The organism is Paenibacillus tarimensis (genome assembly GCF_021532315.1).
In the GTDB taxonomy this organism is placed as follows: domain Bacteria; phylum Bacillota; class Bacilli; order Paenibacillales; family Paenibacillaceae; genus Paenibacillus_I; species Paenibacillus_I tarimensis.
This window is the reverse complement of sequence record NZ_JAKGAO010000014.1, coordinates 150,482-168,716: the sequence shown is the minus strand read 5'-3', so window position 1 is coordinate 168,716 and position 18,235 is coordinate 150,482. Positions and strand designations below refer to the sequence as shown.

Annotated in this window: 14 protein-coding genes; 4 read left to right on the top strand and 10 right to left on the bottom strand. The window is 54.2% G+C overall.

The annotated features are described in order from the left end of the window. Positions 1-192 precede the first annotated feature (192 nt). Complete coding sequence (locus tag L1N82_RS16865) at positions 193-1,965, bottom strand: cache domain-containing sensor histidine kinase (RefSeq protein WP_235288624.1); 1,773 nt, start codon at positions 1,963-1,965, stop codon at positions 193-195. After that, positions 1,962-3,545: a response regulator transcription factor gene (locus L1N82_RS16860; protein WP_235288623.1), complete on the bottom strand. Its 1,584-nt coding sequence runs from the start codon at positions 3,543-3,545 to the stop codon at positions 1,962-1,964. Before L1N82_RS16860 ends, L1N82_RS16865 begins: the two co-directional genes overlap by 4 nt. A 660-nt stretch (positions 3,546-4,205) precedes the next feature. Here L1N82_RS16860 and L1N82_RS16855 point away from each other — a divergent pair. After that, positions 4,206-5,009: a TerC family protein gene (locus L1N82_RS16855; protein ID WP_235288622.1), complete on the top strand. Its 804-nt coding sequence runs from the start codon at positions 4,206-4,208 to the stop codon at positions 5,007-5,009. 195 nt (positions 5,010-5,204) lie between these two features. Continuing rightward, complete coding sequence (locus tag L1N82_RS16850) at positions 5,205-5,645, top strand: carboxymuconolactone decarboxylase family protein (protein ID WP_235288651.1); 441 nt, start codon at positions 5,205-5,207, stop codon at positions 5,643-5,645. Positions 5,646-5,880: 235 nt separating this feature from the next. Here the strand turns inward: L1N82_RS16850 and L1N82_RS16845 are convergent, their stop codons facing one another. After that, positions 5,881-6,612, bottom strand: a complete 732-nt coding sequence (locus L1N82_RS16845; protein ID WP_407946768.1) for a DsbA family oxidoreductase — start codon at positions 6,610-6,612, stop codon at positions 5,881-5,883. Between the two features lie 147 nt (positions 6,613-6,759). Then, complete coding sequence (locus L1N82_RS16840) at positions 6,760-9,111, bottom strand: ATP-dependent helicase (protein ID WP_235288620.1); 2,352 nt, start codon at positions 9,109-9,111, stop codon at positions 6,760-6,762. A gap of 257 nt (positions 9,112-9,368) precedes the next feature. Here L1N82_RS16840 and L1N82_RS16835 point away from each other — a divergent pair, with 257 nt between their 5' ends. Together L1N82_RS16835 and L1N82_RS16830 are read left to right on the top strand one after the other, a co-directional pair. Next, positions 9,369-12,281, top strand: coding sequence for a S8 family serine peptidase (locus L1N82_RS16835; protein WP_235288619.1), 2,913 nt, complete (start codon positions 9,369-9,371; stop codon positions 12,279-12,281). A 176-nt stretch (positions 12,282-12,457) separates the two neighbouring features. Then, positions 12,458-12,943, top strand: coding sequence for a DUF2798 domain-containing protein (locus L1N82_RS16830; protein WP_235288618.1), 486 nt, complete (start codon positions 12,458-12,460; stop codon positions 12,941-12,943). 146 nt (positions 12,944-13,089) lie between these two features. Here L1N82_RS16830 and L1N82_RS16825 read toward each other — a convergent pair whose 3' ends face one another. The 6 genes from L1N82_RS16825 to L1N82_RS16800 all read right to left on the bottom strand — a co-directional run bounded on the left by L1N82_RS16825 (position 13,090) and on the right by L1N82_RS16800 (position 18,224). Beyond that, positions 13,090-14,349: a GAF domain-containing protein gene (locus tag L1N82_RS16825; RefSeq protein ID WP_235288617.1), complete on the bottom strand. Its 1,260-nt coding sequence runs from the start codon at positions 14,347-14,349 to the stop codon at positions 13,090-13,092. A gap of 163 nt (positions 14,350-14,512) precedes the next feature. Next, the gene (locus L1N82_RS16820) at positions 14,513-15,337 is read right to left on the bottom strand and encodes a hypothetical protein (RefSeq protein WP_235288616.1); all 825 of its coding nucleotides are present in this window, start codon (positions 15,335-15,337) and stop codon (positions 14,513-14,515) included. Between the two features lies 1 nt (position 15,338). Further along, positions 15,339-15,791: a MarR family winged helix-turn-helix transcriptional regulator gene (locus L1N82_RS16815; RefSeq protein WP_235288615.1), complete on the bottom strand. Its 453-nt coding sequence runs from the start codon at positions 15,789-15,791 to the stop codon at positions 15,339-15,341. A gap of 141 nt (positions 15,792-15,932) precedes the next feature. Then, positions 15,933-16,343 (bottom strand): ArsD-related vicinal cysteine protein VcpD, encoded by a 411-nt coding sequence (gene vcpD / locus L1N82_RS16810; protein ID WP_235288614.1) that lies wholly within the window; start codon positions 16,341-16,343, stop codon positions 15,933-15,935. A gap of 12 nt (positions 16,344-16,355) precedes the next feature. Beyond that, positions 16,356-17,471, bottom strand: a complete 1,116-nt coding sequence (locus tag L1N82_RS16805; protein WP_235288613.1) for a GTP-binding protein — start codon at positions 17,469-17,471, stop codon at positions 16,356-16,358. Positions 17,472-17,507: 36 nt separating this feature from the next. Beyond that, the gene (locus tag L1N82_RS16800; RefSeq protein WP_235288612.1) at positions 17,508-18,224 is read right to left on the bottom strand and encodes an MIP/aquaporin family protein; all 717 of its coding nucleotides are present in this window, start codon (positions 18,222-18,224) and stop codon (positions 17,508-17,510) included. Between the last annotated feature and the right edge of the window lie 11 nt (positions 18,225-18,235).

Below are 18,235 nucleotides of genomic sequence, written 5' to 3'. Positions count from 1 at the left end.
TAAAGATTAAAAGGAGCCTCTCCTCCCGGATGGAGGCCAGCCCCTTTAATCCTGTTAAGGCGGTGATAACCTATGTCCAACAGCAGCAGAAGGATGTTCAAAGTGATTATGACCATAGTTGGCCTTATCGTCGTTGTACACGTGGCGGGAGTACTTCTGTATCTGTTTACTGCATCTTCCGGCTAGCGGAGTTTAATCTGTTTCCTTCGGCAGCCGGACCCGCACCTTCGTCCCTTCACCAGGCTGGCTGGAGATCGTGACACCGTACTCTTCGCCGTACAGCAGCTTGATCCGCTCATGTACGTTAATGACGCCAATGCCGGTAAAGAGCTGCCGCTTGCTCTTCGGGTTCGGCAGGGTGTTGTCGGACACGCCCTCCATGCCGTCGCCGTTATCTACTACCTCGCAGATAAGCGTGTGCCCCTCCGAGGAGATCAGCACATGGATGAAGCCCTCCTCCTTCTTATTGAACGCGTGGAAGAACGCATTCTCGATGAAAGGCTGAATAATGAGCTTAGGCACCCTAGCCTGCATGCAGTCCGGCATTACAAAATAGTCCACCCTGATCCGCCCGCCATAACGGACATGGTTAATGAACACATAGTTCTTCAGATTAGCCAGCTCTTCTTCGACTGTAATCGTCTCGCTTACGTTGCTGATTGTATTCTGGAGCAGCGAGATCAGGGCGTTAATCGTCTCCGCCGCCTTCTCCTTGCTGCCCTGTTGCACCAGCATTTTCACCGAAGCCAGCGTATTATACAGAAAATGCGGATTGATCTGCCGCTGCAGCGCCGCAAGCTCCGCATTCCGCTGATGCCTCTGCGTCTCCACGAGCCTGTCAATATACGCATGCAGCTCGTCGAGCATATAGTTATAAGCTTTACCAAGCTCCCGGATTTCATAGCTGCCGGTGACATTCATATAATTGCCAAAATCATGCTTCGTTACATTGGACATCCGGCGTACGAACAGCGTCAGCGATTTTGTGATCTGCCGGGAGATCAGGAATACAATGATAAGTGCAGCCGATACGATCATTACGCAGATAAGCACGATTGTCTTTATATCAAAGATTTGATTCAGCGCTATATTCTTGTCAATCATGTTCACCAGGTAAAAATCATACGAAGGCAGATAATCCGCCACCAGGATGCTGTCATTGCCGAACACCTTAGCCTGCCTGTAATCCAGCCCGGTATCGTTGATCTCCTCCGCGTGTCTTACAAGCTCCTCCGAAGTCTGGCCGATCAGCTCCTCTCGGTTGCTCGAGAGAATAATCCCGTCCCTGTTCAGAATCAGCACATCGTTGCCTTCGCTGGTGAAGTTCGTATAGAACTGCTTGAACTCCCTCTCCCGGATCGTCACATACATCGTGCCATAGATACCACCAGTCGTCCGTTCCATCAGCGCCTTCGTCGCGACAAGCAGCGGCTCTCCGCCTTCCCCTCCCGCAGACTTCTCATTATAATACTGATACATCAGCCGCTTCGGCTCCAGCAGTGTCGTCAAGGTCAGGCGGTGGTGCTTCAGCTCCTCGGTGCTTAGTGTAAAATAAGTCCGGTCGGTCGCATAATTCCGCCCATTCATGCCGACAAGCGTAATCCCAACCTCATAGGCATCCACATTCGACTGGATCCGCTTCATCTGCTGGTTCATGCTGTAATAGGTCTTCGCGACCGTCAGCGAGTCGGACTCCCCCTCTGTCAGGAAGCTCTTGATCGACCCGCTCTGCAATATATTGTTCGCCGCCGTTACAATGCTGTAGTTGAATGACTCGATGCTCGTCTTAATCTGATAAAGCACCTTCGAATTTGTTATGCTAAAGGTTTTCATAAAGAGACGCTCCGACATGCGGATTGTGGTCAGGGAAGTCAGCGCCGAGACGGCGATAATGCTGATGACCATGACAAGAAAGATTTTGGTGAATAACCTCTGGTATTTAAAAGCATTCCAGAACCGTCTCATGTTTCCCGCTCTACTTTCTGCCCCAGATGCTGCTTGCGGTATTGGCTTGGTGACAGTCCGGTGAACTTCTTGAACACCTTGCAGAAGTAGCTGTGGTCCGAATAGCCGACCATCCCGCTGATCTCGGAGATCATCGGTTCTTGTGCCCGCAGAAGCTCCTCGGCTCTGGCAATACGCAGCCTGTTCACATACTCATTGAAGCCTTCCTTGTTATGCGCCGCGAAGTAACTGGACAAGTAGGACGGGTTAAAGTGAAAATGCTTCGCCACCTCAGTCAGTGTCAGCGGCTCGCTGTAATGCTCGGCAATATAGTCAAGCAGCTTCTTCATGCCGCTTGATCCGGCAGGCTGCTGCCTTGCCGACAGGCATTCCTCGACCTGTCCGATGAACGCAGTCAGCAGTCCGACTGCGGTCTCCGCATCGTCGGCCTCCTCAATTCCGCGCAGATATCGGTACTTCGCTTCCTCTAGGTCCTTCGTGTCTACCTCCAGGTTGCCCAGGAGAACGGTAATATTGAAGATCAGATTACCGAGCAGTGACTTGAATTCGAACACGTCCACCCTATGATCGCCGGCCAGCGCCTTTACATGACCCTGCAGATAGGCAAAAGCCGAGTCGTAATGGCCCCGCTTCATCTCATCGGTGAACTGGTTGAGATTGAAGCGGTGCTCAGCCTCACTTGGCGCCTGCAGCTCGCTGTGAATCAGCACGTTCCGCTTCGGGTAGAAAAACCGGTATCCCGCAAGCTTCTTGAAGCTCTCCGTATATATACGCTGCAGCTCCCTTAAATTTGTGAAGGGCTCGCTGACGAGCCAGCACAACCCCGGTTCCCGCTCCGCTGTAAGCGCCGCTGCGCTTTTAACCGTATGCTTGACCTCGGCAAACCCGCTTCTGTCCAAGTTAAGGAGGTACCCAACCAATTTTCCGTCCTGCGGCAGCGGCTGCCAAGCCATACGGTCGGAGTAAGCCGTAAGCTCCGCCGATATCCGCTCCCGCAGCCGATTTACAGCGCTCTTATCGCCAGCAGTCAGCCGTTTTGCATCTACGCCGACCAGGCAGAAGCCGTTATAAGGTAATGCTTCCTTCATCAAAACCGGATCAATGTCCGCTTCGTACCCGGACAGGAGCTTGTCGATCACCAGTTCAACCTTTGCCGGGCCACTGCTCTCGCCGGGAGCAGCCAGCTGCAGGGCGGGAATCCGCTCCGCAGTGCGCCGCAGCACCTCCAGCAGCTCACGTGCCTCCAGCTTTGGCTTCAATATATAATCCGCCACCCCGCTCTGAAAGGTGGAGCGGACATAGTTGAACTCCCCGAAGCTGCTCAGCACGACAACCTCCACTTCGGGATGGTGCGACTTTACAATTCGGGTAAACTCCTCCCCGTCCATCACCGGCATGACGATGTCCGTAATGACGATATGCGGCTTAAGCTGCTCTACCATCAGCAGCGCCTCCTTGCCATTCGAAGCCTCGCCGACAATGACGAAGCCCTCCTGCTCCCAATTCAGGTGATGACGGAGTCCTTGTCTGACCAGAATTTCATCATCTACAATCAACACCCTGCACAGCTCTGCCAACATTGCTCCCCCTAATCCGTTTTACTTAATGGCCTGTATCCTTTAGGATCTGTATATTCTGCCAGGTTAGTCGTCAACCAGGTGGATTGTGCAGCTATTGTAACCCGACGATCGGAATGGTATCTAATTCGCACAACAGCTTACTAATCATTGAATGATAGCGATTACAGCTTCTCTTGTCCAGGAAAGTGTATTCCTTTTCCCTCATCGTAAATTATATCAGAGCAGCGGTTGTTCACGTTTTGAAATTCATTCCAATGAATTTGTTACCAGTTAAATAGAAAAATTTTACTAACATCCATTGACAACACGGACAACTTAACGTTATAGTAAAGCCAACTGAAGAGAACTCCAAAGGGGAGTAGCTGTTACAGCAATCGTCGTCATTACGAGGTTCCCGCCTCCGGCGTTGCTGGCAACCATTCGTTGTTAGCGAGACCTTTGCCCACTGTTTATTCATGCTGGGTAAAGGTCTTTATTGATAAAGGCCCTTACCGCAGCTGGCGGTGAGGGCCTTTTCTTCGTCATTTTGCCGGAAAGGGGGATGCGGTACCAGGGGCAGTGAGGAAAGCTCACCGCTCTGGCACACTCTCCGGAGTATGAAGTACATAGTCCGGGTAACATATTATACAGGTTATTAGAGGAAGGGAGTAATGACTACTTATGGATTTGTCTATCTTACTGGAATACGGCTGGGTGCTTCTCGTACTGATCGTGCTTGAAGGACTGCTGGCTGCCGACAACGCACTCGTTCTCGCCATCATGGTTAAACACCTTCCGGAAGAAGAGCGGAAGAAGGCTCTGTTCTATGGCCTGTTCGGGGCATTCGTGTTCCGTCTCGGCTCACTCTTCATCATCTCGTTCATGGTGAACGTGTGGCAGGTGCAGGCAATTGGTGCGCTCTACCTGCTGTTCATCGCCCTTAACCACCTGCTGCGCAAGTACCTTGCCCGCGGCAAGGAGACGCCTATTGAGCAGGCGATTGACGGAGAAACTCCTGGCAAGAAGAAAGGCTCCGGCTTCTGGATGACCGTGTTCAAGGTTGAGGTTGCCGATATTGCCTTTGCGGTGGATTCCATCCTCGCAGCTGTGGCGCTTGCGGTAACACTTCCAAGCGCAGGGATTGGCAAGATCGGAGATATGGACGCCGGCCACTTCATCGTTATTTTCCTCGGCGGCTTCATTGGTCTTGTTATCATGCGTTTCGCCGCTTCAATGTTCGTCCGCCTGCTTCAGCAGCGTCCGGGCCTTGAAGTCGCAGCCTTCATGATCGTAGGCTGGGTTGGCGTGAAGCTCGCCGTATACACTCTGGCTCACCCGGCACTGTCCATTCTGCCGGAAGGCTTCGAGAAGAATCCGATCTGGAAGGGCACCTTCTACTTCGTCCTGATTCTGATCGCGGTTGTCGCCTGGTTCGTCAGCAAGCCGGTTGACGAGACGAAGACTACACCGGAACCGACACGTTAATCAGCATTGTGTATCTCTGAAAAACAACAGCTAGACCAGACTGAGGGATATGGTAAAATAAGGGTCGGAACATCTTTCAGCAGCAGATCCGCTAGGTACACCCAGATAACCGACTAGAGACTTTCCTTCTACGTGAAAGGTGTTCAACACTGTTAAGCTTAGAGGAGATGATATCGGATGGATAATTCGGTTCAAATCGAGTCGCGGTTTCGTATGGAGCATACGCTCCCCAGCGTGTACAAGAAGATGATAGAGCTTGATGCGGCGGTAGCCGGCACAGGCATTGATCCCGCTCTTCTAGAGCTGATCAAGATCTATGCATCTCAGCTGAACGGCTGCGCCTTCTGCGTCGATATGCATACCCGCGACGCACGGGAGAGCGGCGAGCAGGAGCGGAGGATTTATCATCTGTCCGTATGGCGGGAATCCCCGCTGTTCACGCCAGCCGAGCGAGCGGCGCTAGAGATGACCGAGGCGCTGACACTGGTTGCCGGCCGGCATATCCCGGATACGCTCCGCAAGGAAGTCATCCGTCATTTTGGCGCCGAAGGCGCCGCCCAGGTCATGATGGCGATCGTTACGATCAACGCGTGGAACCGCATCGCGATCGGCACCGGCAAGCGGCCTGAGGCTTGATGAGATTGCAGCCGTCAGCACAGCTTAAGAAGCGTTCAGCAGGGCCAAGCGCCTTGCTGGACGCTTTTCTTATTAGGCCTCAATCCTCGCGCATGCGTGGCCGGGAACCCGTACGATAAAGAGATCTGCATAAGCCGAAACAACTGAAAAAGGGACCAACGGGAATTGTCCCATTTGGTCCCCTATCTTCCAGCTCCGGCACATCGTTCTGCGGCCGGTCTGTTCCGCCCTGTAATCAGCCCTTCGGCACCTCGCAGCCATCATCCGTACAGATGCCCGCCTCATCCGCAGTTTCAGTATTCAGCGCTTGGCCAGCTGCATCCGATTCACCGTGCTCCTCGGCCCATGCCTTCTCCAGCACTTCAAGGAACAGCTCAGCCGGCTGCGCGCCCGACACAGCATACTTATTGTTCACCACGAAGAACGGAACACCGCGCACACCCAACTGAGAAGCGATCTCCTCATCGATATGGACGTTATCCGTAAACTGGTCGCCTGCGAGCACTTCATCTGCTGCAGAACGGTCCAGTCCGGCTTCACCCGCGATGCGAAGCAGGGTTTCCCGGTCGCAGAGGTTATCCGAATCGGTGAAATAGGCCTTAAACAGAAGCTCGGTAAGTGCCTCGCGCTTGCCATGGGCTTCTGCAAAGTGCGTAAGCCGGTGTGCGTCCAGCGTATTCGTTACCTGCATCGTATCGAAGCGGAACGTCAGCCCCTCAGCAGCAGCCTGCTCGCCGACGTTGCGGTTCGCCTCCATCGCCTGCTCCCGGCTCATACCGTATTTGGCTGCCAAAGCCGTATGGATATCCTGCTCTGGCTCACGCGGCGTTGACGGGTCCAGACGGAAGCTCCGGAACACAATCGTCACATCGTCCTTATGTGCAAACCGCGATAATCCCGACTCAAAGCGCCTCTTGCCTATATAACAGAAAGGACATGCAAAGTCCGACCATACATCCACATTCATGACTGTCACTCCCTTGAGGTTAGTAACTTTCATTATAACATAGTTATTCATAAGTGCATATTTGTCCATCAATGTATAACTAATGTTAGCACCTTTCGTCCAATCTGGTTATCTTAACCGGAATACCGCCGATTAGTCTGGCTCTTCTTATCCTGCGTCAGAAGCCGGCTCCAGCAGCCCAAGCTCCAGACAGGCGCGGACCTGCAGCTTCTTAAGCCCGCCCGGGAAACGGATCACAATCGAGCCGTCCGTAACCTCGGCAATTTCTCCATGCCCGAATACGCGGTGCTTGACCTGGCGGCCAATCTGCAGCTCGACCGCAAGCTTGATGGCATTCGGGTTGTACGGCACCTCCGGCAGCGGCTGGTAACCGCTGACCGCTGAGGATCGCGGCACCGCCGATACAGTGCCTGAACCGGCGGCGGGGCCTCTGCCTGCCCCAGCCCTCACAGCGGCCTGGCCGCTTCCGCCCGCCTGCTTGTCCTCCGGCGGGTTCATAATGTACCGCACACCTGTGACAAAGCGGGATTCCTGAACCTTGGTGTCGTTGCGCTCCTTGTAGGCAATCAGCTCCAGATACTTCTTCGCTCGGGTCATTCCGACATAAAACAGACGCACCGCCTCCTCCATCGGCTCCCCGTTGCCCTCGGCCTTCTGCTCGATGTCATCGGCTGATGGAATGACCCCTTCTATTAGGTCCACCATGTACACATGCTCGAACTCCAATCCCTTGGAGCTGTGGAAGGTGGAGAGGGTGACGGCATTCTGCCCCCGTCTGGACCTCGCCTTCTTCAGCGATTCCTCCAGATGCTGAAGCCGCTGCGCGAACGCCTCCATGGTGGGCAGCGGCTCGGCGATATCCTCCAGCGTATTCAGAATACCGACCAGGTAATCCCGCTGAAAGCCGAGCCGCTCGCAGAGCTTCTCCACAGCCTTGTCATAGCCTAGCTGATTCCGGATCAGATGAATGGCTGCCAGCGGCGCCATCCCCCGCATCCGCTCGAAGTTCGCCTTGCAGTCCTGCAGCAGCTTGCGCTGATAGTCCTGCAGATGGACGAAGCGCAGCAGGTTATCGAACACCGATTCATTATTGTTGATTTCCTTGAGCACCGTTATCTGGTGACGCGTGATATAGCCGCTCAGCTTCGTATGGATTTTCTCAAGCAAGTCCGCCCGCCGGTCCGTATACGACATCCGCATGAAGTTCAGCACATCCTCAACCACCCAGTGAGAGAAGAACCGGTTATCCGCATCCTTCATATAATAGGGCACGCCAGCGCGGTCCAGCTCATTCATCAGGCTGATCGATGAGGAGTTATTGCGGTACAGCACCGCCGCTTCCCCCAGCTGTTCCAGCTTCTGCAGCTCCTGCACCACATACTTCGACTGCTGGCGGAAGTCATCCAGCGTCCGGATGCTTATCGGCTGGCCTGGCGGGTTGCGGGTAAACATGTTCTTGTTATACCGGTTCTTGTTCCGCTTGATGAAGCGGTTTGCCACCTTCACGATCTCGGCGGTTGAACGGTAGTTTTGCTCCATGAAGAGGATTTCCGCATTCGGGTACACCTTCTTAAAATCAAGCAGATACTGCGGTTCGGCAGCCCGCCAGGTATAGATGCTCTGATCATCGTCAGCCACCACGCACAGGTTACCGTGAGGGCGGACCAGCTTCTCAATCAGGGCATGCTGCACGAGGGAGGTATCCTGGCTTTCATCTGTGAGGATGTAGTCATACCGCTTCTGGTAGCTGCGAAGCAGGCTCTCGTCCTCCTCAAGCAGACGGTTCGCTACCGTCAGCATATCGTCATAATCCAGCAGCAGCTTGCCCTGCCCGCCTGTTTGCTTGTAGCTCTCGTAAGCCTCCATCACCCGCTTCGCTTGCGGCACACCGCATCGGACAGCTGCCCACTCCGCGGGCGGAATCATTTTATTCTTAATGAAGCTGATATAGCTCGTTAACTCCTCCATCTGGTCGTCTGTCGGCCTGCTGCCTGTTATCGTCTCGTAGAGACTGCGCAGGATCAGCTTCTTGTTCAGCGGCAGCTGCCCGGGCTGTCCGCCGTACTGCCCCGGTTTGCCGGTTACCCCGGGCTGCTGCTCTTCCTCCCCGTCCTCTTCCGCCTGCTCCGCATGGCCTTCAATCAGCACATATTCCTGGCGGGCCCGCCAGAAGTACTGGCGCACCACCTCGAAGGCAAAGCTGTGAATCGTTGAAAAATCCGCAGCCGGCAGGCCGGGAAAAAACCGCTTGAACCTCTCCTTCATATCATGCGCGGACGCGCGGCTGAACGTCACCGCCTTAAGGCGCGACGGGTCAACCCCTTTTACCTCCACCAGATAGCCCATCCGCATGATCATCGTTGTCGTCTTGCCCGAGCCAGGCGAAGCCAGCAGAAGCAGAGGTCCTTCCGTTGTTAGGACCGCCTGCTTTTGAACCTCGTTGAGGCTGACGCCGAGCTCTCTATGTTTTCGTTCAAAAAAAACCTGTTCCGCTTGCATGGCATTCGTTACCTCTCTCCGTACCTTAGGGTAGCTGTCCCTCCATTATAAAGCATCCTGCAAGCCCGTGGGCAGGACAATTGTGGAAGCGCTTAAAGACGGATGGAAGATGAGGGGATTTTAACAAATTAAAATGCTGTGCTGTTCTTCACAACTCCCCAGCTCCAGCCGATATTTCAATTACATAGCTGTGTTGGCGGGCGGCATGTGTTGTGTCGTGACAGCTAAAGTAAGACAAGAAGGAGTAGAAAGATAAGATGAAACCAGCGAAGATAACTGCAGCCGTTCTTCTCACCTTGTCCCTGCTGTTCCAAACCTCATGGGTTCAGGCAGAAGCCCCCTATATTCCGGGAGACGCGGAGCAGGAAGTCATTATTATCTATAAGAACGAAGAAGGCAAGGAGGCCGCCCGGAATGAAAGCCAGGATATCCGGCATGAGTTCGATGTGGTACCGGCCGTTGCCGCATCTATCACGAACGATCAGCTTATCGAGCTGATCGATGATCCCAATATTGCGCTGATTGAGCGGAATATTACCTTTAGCACGACCAGCAGTGATTTACAGCAGTTGAGCTCCTCGGAGGTCATTCCGGCCGAGCAGTCGCAGTGGGGGTTTCAAGCTGTTAAATCGTCAAATAAATGGGCAGAGGGCTACACTGGCGCCGGTGTGAAGGTTGCTGTACTGGACAGTGGTATCGCGCCTCACCCGGATCTGATCATCGCAGGCGGCGTCTCGACTGTCGATTACACATCATCCTACACAGACGACGAAGGCCATGGCACCCACGTTGCCGGGATCATTGCAGCAAGACGGGGCAACGGCGGCATGGTCGGTATTGCACCGGATGCGCAGCTGTATGCGGTTAAGGTAATGGACGCGAACGGTCAGGGCACCCTGCTGGATGTCATGGAGGGAATTGAGTGGTCGATTCAGAATGGCATGCATATCCTCAACATCTCGCTCGGCACCGATACCTATTCTCCTTCCCTTCAGAGCATGATTGATCTTGCGCATCAGCATGGCATAGTGCTCGTAGGTTCGGCCGGCAACAGCGGCGCAGGGATTAACACCATCAACTACCCGGCCAAGTTCGACAATGTAATTGCTGTATCCGCCATTGACGTTAACCGCAATCGGGGAGACTTCTCATCGACAGGTGCAGAAAATGAAATTGCAGCGCCGGGCGTCAATATTCTCTCGACTTATCTGAACAATATGTATGCCTCTGGTGACGGCACATCTCAGGCAGCCCCGCATGTTGCGGGCATGCTTGCGGTGCTGAAGCAGATGCACCCGTCTTATACCAACGAACAGCTTCGCAGCGAACTGCATAAATACGCAATCGATCTTGGCGCGCCCGGCCGGGATGACGAGTATGGACTCGGTTTCTCGACGTTTACCAAGGATATTGTTCCTCCGGGTGAGGTAAGCAATCTACGGATTAAGAGTATAACCGATAGCTCAGTCACAATGGAGTGGACCAGTCCGGCTGATCCGGATCTGGCCGCTGCAGCCGTGTACCTGAACGGCAGCCGGCTGGGTTCGGTCACAGCGTCCGTGTACCAAGCGGTCGATTTGGCCCCCGCTACCACATACACCTTCAAGGTAGCGACAGCCGACACAAGCGGCAACGAGTCGGCGGGAGCTACGATACAGGCCACGACCCTTCCTGCTGCTCAAGAACAACCTGAAGAGCCATCGGGAACAGTGGAAGCCGGTAATCCGGATGCCCCAATTTCGGAAGAAAGCTCTCCGGCAGCAGATACCGCCCAGCAGCCAGCGGACAGCTCTTCCGGAGACAACAGCCAGAGCCCGGCAGACAGCTCTCCTGCTGAAAGCGGAAGCCAGCTGCCTGACGGTGAAGCGCCTGCTCCGGCTCCGGCTCCGGCTCCGGCACCTGCCCCAGCACCTGCTCCGGCACCTGCGGCACCAGGTCCGGGTCCTGTTAGTAACCCTGCGCCGCTCCCGTTCATGCCTATGCCGTTCAATCCGACTCCGCCGCCAACGGGAGGCAGCTCGGTTATACCGGGCAGCGATGCAGCCCCGGAACCTGGCGGTAGCGCGGAACGGACAGATCAGCCGGATTCTGCCCGGCAAGCAGAGCGTGCACTGTCAGAGGCCGCTGCATCGCGGCGGGCAATTGATTATGCAGCTGCCCTTGCTGCTGCATACCCGCTGCCTGCAGGCGCTGACAAGAACAGGCTGAGCAGGGATCTGGCCGACCTCAAGTCCAAGCTCGGCATCCGCGATCTGCCGGGAAGAGCCGCCGTACACAGCGGCATCCCGCTTAGTATCAGCCTGCAAGTAGCTGCCGGGAGCAAGCAGTACAAATATATAGATGCCTCATCTATAACCGATGACAACGTCTTTATCATGGACGACCAAGGGAAGATTATCCGTAATGTGAAGGTCAGCCTGCTGTGGAACCGGCTGTTCGTTTCGCCAGGCAGCGGCGAACTTGATCCCAAGCGTACGTATACGCTGTATCTGGACAAGAGTGTGCGGGGAAAAGCTTCTCCTAACGGAGCAGCGCAGGAGCTGCCGCACCCGGCAGCCCTTACGTTCTCCGTAGGCAATGCAGCAGCGGTCAATGACACCCTTAGCGCATCTCCCCCAAGCGGTGTGACCGCCTTCAGGGATACCGCGAGCCACTGGGCCAGCGATACTATTCAGTGGGCAGTATCCAGCCGCATGGTAACCGGCTACGCGGACGGCAGCTTCCGTCCCAACCAGCCGGTTACGGAAGCCGAATTTCTGGCTATGCTGCTGCGCGCTTTCGAGCCTGGGCTTGTACCGGCCGGCAGCGGTCACTGGGCCAATACCTATTACAGCAAAGCCCGTGAACTGAACTACCCGGCAGCGGGATACAACAGCACAGCATCCCGGAAACGCACAATTCAGCGGCAGCAGGTTGCCGAGCTCATCTCATCTGCCGAGGGTGTCCGGTTCGAAGGCGATCATGCGATCCGCTACATGCTGGCCTTCGGTCTGGCTAATGGCAGCAGCACGGCGAAGATTACTGTGCAGTCCTTCCAGGGCAGCAAGGGATTGACGCGTGCCGAAGCGCTTCAGTTCGTCCGTAACTTTACGCAATATGGAATCGGCGGCCTGCTCGAAAGGCCGGCCGCACCCTCCAATCCTGCTGATATTCCGCCAATCCGGCGATAGAATCGATAAGCAGCACAGCAAGAACGGGAACCCCGGCTAGCCGGGGTTCCCGTTCTTTTTGACTGCTGTTCGACAGCAGTGATCTGTTCACTATTTATTCACAGAATGTTCACTTACGAGAAATTTTTATGTTCAGTAGAATAATCACAGCTTACAAAACAGAGAGGTTGATTGATTTGCCGACAACAAAGAAGGAAAGTCTATACTTTGGTTTAATGATGTGCGCTGGAATGGTTATCGTCATGACATTCTATAATATGCTGGTCAATGGCCTCACGGAGGCAATAAGCCTCCCTGTCTTGGGCCTTAACCTTGTCATAGGATTCCTTGTTGCACTGCTCCTGGACATTTGCATCATAGGTCCGCTGGCCAAGAAAATCGTGTTCAAGCTGCCTTTTGACAAGTCCAAAAATCTCTATATTGTTCTAACCATGTCAACATGCATGGTAGCCGGCATGGTCATCTGCATGTCCTTCTTCGGTCTCATCATGGCCAACATCGCAGACAGCGCGGCCAGCAGCTTCACATTCGCCAATTATGCAGCGACCCTCGGCAAGAACTTTATTATGGCGTACCCGCTGCAGCTGCTCGTAATGGGCCCTCTTGTCCGGTTTATGTTCATGCGGTTTGTGAAGCCTGCACGCACAGCGAACCCTGCATAGCCGGCAGTCTTGTCCGCATGACAGGCAGGAACTTCCCCTGAGCATCAGCCTGCTTCAGGCTAAACTCAAATCTTCCACATCGCAAAGAAAAGGCGAGCCCCGGGGGCTCGCCTTTTCTTTTATCCGCCAAGCAGCATGCTGCCCGCCTAGAATCCTTCACTCTCCGGCAGAGAAGCCATTGAACGGTAGGGAAGCATAAGTTCAAACGCAAAGCAGGAGCCCTTCTCCCCCGTTTCCATCAGCCAGATCGAGCCGCTCATCCCCTCTACAAGCTGCTTGCAGATTGAAAGGCCAAGCCCTGAGCCCTGCTGATAGCCGGTTTGGGCAGGATCGTGCAGCTGAACAAAGGGAAGGAACAGGTCATCCGCCTGATCAGCAGGAACTCCCGCTCCCGTGTCCCGTACAGTAAAGAGAAGCGAAGCCACTTCATCGGCACTATCGATTCGCTGCAGCTTTATACCCACCGTGATTTGTCCCCGTTCGGTGAACTTGATGGCATTGCTGACGAGATTGACCAGCACCTGCCGGATTTTCACCTCATCACCGATCAGGATGCCGGGAACCTTCGTATCGATATCTGTCTTGAGCTGGAGTCCCTTTCTCCTGATCTCAGCCACGAACAAGTCTGTAACCTGGCTGATGCATCCCTGTAGGTCAAAGGGACGGTTCTTCAGGACCATGCTCTCCGCTTCGTACTTCGAGTAGTCGAGCACATTGCCGAGGAGCTTCAGCAGCGAGTCGCCGCTGGACCGTATCATATCCACAAATCCCCGCTGCTCCCGGGTCAGCTCCGTTGTCTGGAGCAGCTCGGCCAAGCCCATAACCGCATTCATCGGAGTGCGTATTTCGTGGCTCAGCATCGCAACCAGGTTGTTCTTATTCTCACGCATGCCAATCACCGCACGCTCAGCCTTCTTCACCATGTGAACCGTATCCTCCAGCTCGAGGACATTGGCAAAGAATGCCGCCAGGGACTCCATAAGCGCGACATCCTTCTCCGTATAGACGTAATAGTTGTGGTCAAAAGCGCATAGCGAGCCATACACCTCGCCGCCCCGCTTAATGATCTTGACTCCCATAAACGAACAACCGCCGACAAACGGGGTCGCGTCCATGTCCTTGGTTAAAGGATGGGTATAATTATCCGGCACCACTAGCGGACCTGCAGACTTCTCGATGACCAGGTGACAATAAGAATCCTCATTGTCCACTATTAGTCCTTCCGCCAGCAGCAGCTCCTCCCTGTTATAGGATTTCAGCACCGTTGTGGTCATCCTGTCGTTGATCGCGATGCAGAATGTATTGGCAGGAATCATGCTGCTGGCCGTGCTCATGACCTGCGCAGCGGAGTTGTATATATTTCTGGAAACAATCGTAAGCAAATCGTCGATATAATCTGTCTTCATGTCCCCATCCTATCTTCCGATTGCCACCAGCTTCTATTAATGAGTTCATTCCCGGTGGATAACCCTGTTCTTATAAAAGTTAAAAGCCACACCATCTCAAGCATAGACCTCTGTAAGATAGATGTAAAGAACTGTTTGCTTAATCGTATCCATAACTTGTATTCTATTCCATTCCAATCATTTGAAGTACAGGCCGGCCGTCACCGGTTAGCTTCACATTCTCCAGCAGCAGCTGGGACGAGCCATCGCCATCAAGGAATACCCCTTCAACCAGGGAATCCGGCTCCTTCAGTTCCAGGATAGCCGATCGAAACTGCTCCGCGGAACACTTCACGGATGAAACAATCAGATGGACATTCCCCTCTTCATCATACACCATGCCTGTCCGTAGACGCTTATCCCCGCCAAAGGGGAGCTTCTCAGCCTCTGCCGCCTGCTTCCATATGTCGTCACGCTGAAGATTCATGCTAATTCCGCCCTGCGCCCAATAGTCAGAGCGGTCGGACACCTGCACCTCATCCGCGCTGCTGACCACTTGTACGGACAGGGTATGAGACGCGCCGTCATAGACGAAGGTGCCTCTTGGATACTTGGCGTTGAACCATCCTGAACCATAGCCCTTCGGCTTACCGTTGACGGGCTTGTCATTCTCTACTGCCATACTGAGAAGATGGCCTTCCCAGAAAAATCCGCCGTTGATTCCCGGCCTGCCGCTTGCTGTCACATTGCCGCCGATCACAACTAGTCTGAGCCGTTCGGGCTTCGTCTTTATGATATGCAGGATGATGCCTTCCTCCGTCTCGATGCTGCGGTAGCTGTAACTCTCCCGTGTAAATGCGTCTATTACCGCCGGTTCTTCCGTCCGGCTTAGGAGAACCGCGGCTGCCGCCGCCACTACCATGATGACCAGTAACAGCCATACAGCTGGCCCGTAACGCCTCTTGTTCGGAGACGGAGCGCCTGATTGTGATACTGCAGCTGGTGCCATACTAAGAAACACCCATCGGATTACAGCATCTTGGACTCTTCGCCATACACTCGTTCAGAAGCTCCACAGAGCGCATAACCGTATTCCGCTCGAACTCACTCATGTAGGAGAAAATTTCGTTCAAATACTCATTCATCTGACTGTCAATTGTAGCCGCTATAAATTTCCCTTCTGTCGTGAGCGATAAGATGGACACCCTCCGGTCAACCGGAGACGGCGCCTTGCGGACCAGATTCAACTGCACCAGGTTCTGAATCTGCCTGCTAAAGGTTGTAATATCGATTCCTAGCCGGTCAGCAATCTGCTGCATGGAGGGATTATCCTGCCGGTCAATCTCATACAAAATATGACTGTGTGTAATAGACAGGTCAACACCGCCTACGGAAGCGCAGCTCTTATCCAGCAGCCCGAATCTTCGGGTCATGACCTGAAACAGATCTCTCAAATTTTCCACCTGCATGCCTCCTCTACCTCCTCTTTATAACATGCTGCACTCTTATTGACAAACATAGTAAGTGATTAAGCTATCTCCCTGCATCACCGCTCTCTTACAAAAAGAAACCGGCTGGCATCTGATAGCCAGCCGGTTTCCCGTTTATACCGCATTCTCCTCCAGCTTCTGCAGCAGCAGGGCATGCTCCAGTTGTTCATAGGTAATATCCGAAGCGAAGCTGACCAGCCGGCCATCCACAACAGCTGCCGGTGTCGCAAGCTTCAACATGTCATCAACCGACAGATGGCTGAAGCCCCGTTCCTTGAAGAGCGCTTTAAGCTTCCGCTTGGCAAGTGCCCTGTCCATGGCAAGGGCGTAGTCATAAACATGCACATAAACCTCCTGTTCATAGCGCTCCTTCAGCCGCTGCTTGAGCTCATGAAATGGGGCGGCAGCCGGAAACGCTGAAGCTGACGGATCGCAGCAGTCGCTGGCAGCCTCGTCCACGCAGCAGCCACCATCCGGCTCCGCAGTCATAATTGCCGGATACAACTCAATGGAATGCTTCTTCATGGTGCCGCCCTCCTATGACGTGATTTTCAGACGGTGTGTCGGCTGCGGCGGAAGAGGACTGAAGCATTCATGATAGGTTTGCAGCCAGGCCGACGACATGTCGTGGTTGACCGATGCGATCGCATCCGCTACGACCAAATCCAGCAGCGCAGGGGACGCTTCGATTCTAATATTAAGAACGACCCGGTATCCGGCTCCAAGCACAAGCCCGGCATCTCTTGTATAGACCGGCGCCATTCCTGTCTGGACAACGCTGGCCTTCACAAAGCCCGTGTCATTGCCGGCATGAACCTTGAGATGGGCAACCGCCATCCTTTCCCTTACAAAGTGATTGTTCAGCTGGGCAAGAAATCCTGCTATCCACTCTTCGGGGTCCAGCGGCTTGCCGTCCGTTCGCTGCAAATCCCCCATCAAGTTCATCCAGGCCAGCTGGGCTTCTCCCTCGGCATACTGCTCATAGTCAATCTCAAGAATATTGGTGCCTCCACTCTCCAGAGTGCTCCATAAGTGAATCAGCTTGTCCAGATTATCGCCCCGGCCTGCCGATATGGGCTGAATCACCGCATTCGGATACCGTTTCGCCAAATAATTGCCAAGCCGGACCATCTCCTCCGCCGAATACTGATCCAGCTTGTTGAGTGCGATGATATCCGCTTCAGCCAGCTGCTTCTCGAAGATGTAACTGACCGACTGGGAGAAAAGCGGTGTATCGCGCTTCCCGTCCAGCTCAAGCAGCAATCTTGCCGGGTCTACAACGACCGTAAGCGGCACGGTCGTAAATTCATGGGCATAGTAACGCTGAAGCGGCTGAAGGACCGTTGCCGCCAGATCCGTGCAGCTGCCTACTGCCTCGCAAATAATAACATCCGGCCGTTCATGCTCAGCCAGCGCGTGCAAATGGTCGTAAAGCTCCTCAAAGCGGCAGCAGAAGCAACCGCCTGTCACTTCCCGGGTGTTCAGACCGCTCTTCTTAGACAGCTCCGTATCAATCAGCTCTTTCCCCTGATCGTTCGTAATGATAGCTACCTGAAGTCCTCTGGACTGCAGGACTTCAGCTGTCCGAATCATGGTTGTCGTCTTACCCGCACCAAGAAAACCGCCAAGCAGCGCCATTTGCACGTTTTTCATATAACATTCCCTCCCAGTCATAGTCAATTGCTTCCCTTATTCATGGAGCTGATTATAGACATATGCCGCAAGAACCGCCCCCGCTGTCGTACATACGATATACAGCCACAGATGGCTGAGACTCCCGGATACAATCGCCGGGCCCAGTGAACGGGCCGGATTCATCGATGCCCCGCTGACCGGGCCCGCGAACATGGCCTCGAGCGCGACCGTGCCGCCAATTGCAATACCCGCAAATGATTTGCTTGCCTTGGCATGGACCGCCGATGCGAGAATAACGAGCATAAGTGCGAAGGTGAGGATGAATTCCATCACGGCGCTCTGCTGCCAGCTGCCCGAAGGAAGGGTTGCACCCAAGCTCCCCACATGCCCGAACATAGACAGCAGTGTCAAGCTTGCCGCCAAGGCTCCCAGACACTGGGTCACCACAAAGCTCAGCGCAGTTCGGGCATCAATCTGCCGGAGAAACAGAAACGCCAGTGTTACAGCCGGATTGAAATGTGCGCCCGAGACATGCCCGAATGCATAAATCAGGGCCATGACGACAAGTCCGAACGTAATCGCCACCCCGATATGCGTCAAGCTGCTTGTCAACGTATTCACTATTACGGCTCCCGTCCCCGCAAATACGAGGAAATAGCTGCCGATGAATTCGGCAATCCATTTTTTGCGCAGCATCGACAGGGGCTCCTGCCCCCGCTCTGCTTCATAGACAAGGACGGGGAGCTCACGTTTCAATTCAGTTGCACCCATCGCCGTCCCCC

Bases quoted from the DNA above. Each gene is read 5' to 3' on its own strand.
- L1N82_RS16865 (WP_235288624.1), bottom strand. From the start codon at position 1,965: ATGAGACGGTTCTGGAATGCTTTTAAATACCAGAGGTTATTCACCAAA.
- L1N82_RS16860 (WP_235288623.1), bottom strand. From the start codon at position 3,545: ATGTTGGCAGAGCTGTGCAGGGTGTTGATTGTAGATGATGAAATTCTG.
- L1N82_RS16855 (WP_235288622.1), top strand. From the start codon at position 4,206: ATGGATTTGTCTATCTTACTGGAATACGGCTGGGTGCTTCTCGTACTG.
- L1N82_RS16845 (WP_407946768.1), bottom strand. From the start codon at position 6,612: ATGAATGTGGATGTATGGTCGGACTTTGCATGTCCTTTCTGTTATATA.
- L1N82_RS16840 (WP_235288620.1), bottom strand. From the start codon at position 9,111: ATGCAAGCGGAACAGGTTTTTTTTGAACGAAAACATAGAGAGCTCGGC.
- L1N82_RS16835 (WP_235288619.1), top strand. From the start codon at position 9,369: ATGAAACCAGCGAAGATAACTGCAGCCGTTCTTCTCACCTTGTCCCTG.
- L1N82_RS16825 (WP_235288617.1), bottom strand. From the start codon at position 14,349: ATGAAGACAGATTATATCGACGATTTGCTTACGATTGTTTCCAGAAAT.
- L1N82_RS16820 (WP_235288616.1), bottom strand. From the start codon at position 15,337: ATGGCACCAGCTGCAGTATCACAATCAGGCGCTCCGTCTCCGAACAAG.
- vcpD (WP_235288614.1), bottom strand. From the start codon at position 16,343: ATGAAGAAGCATTCCATTGAGTTGTATCCGGCAATTATGACTGCGGAG.
- L1N82_RS16805 (WP_235288613.1), bottom strand. From the start codon at position 17,471: ATGAAAAACGTGCAAATGGCGCTGCTTGGCGGTTTTCTTGGTGCGGGT.
- L1N82_RS16800 (WP_235288612.1), bottom strand. From the start codon at position 18,224: ATGGGTGCAACTGAATTGAAACGTGAGCTCCCCGTCCTTGTCTATGAA.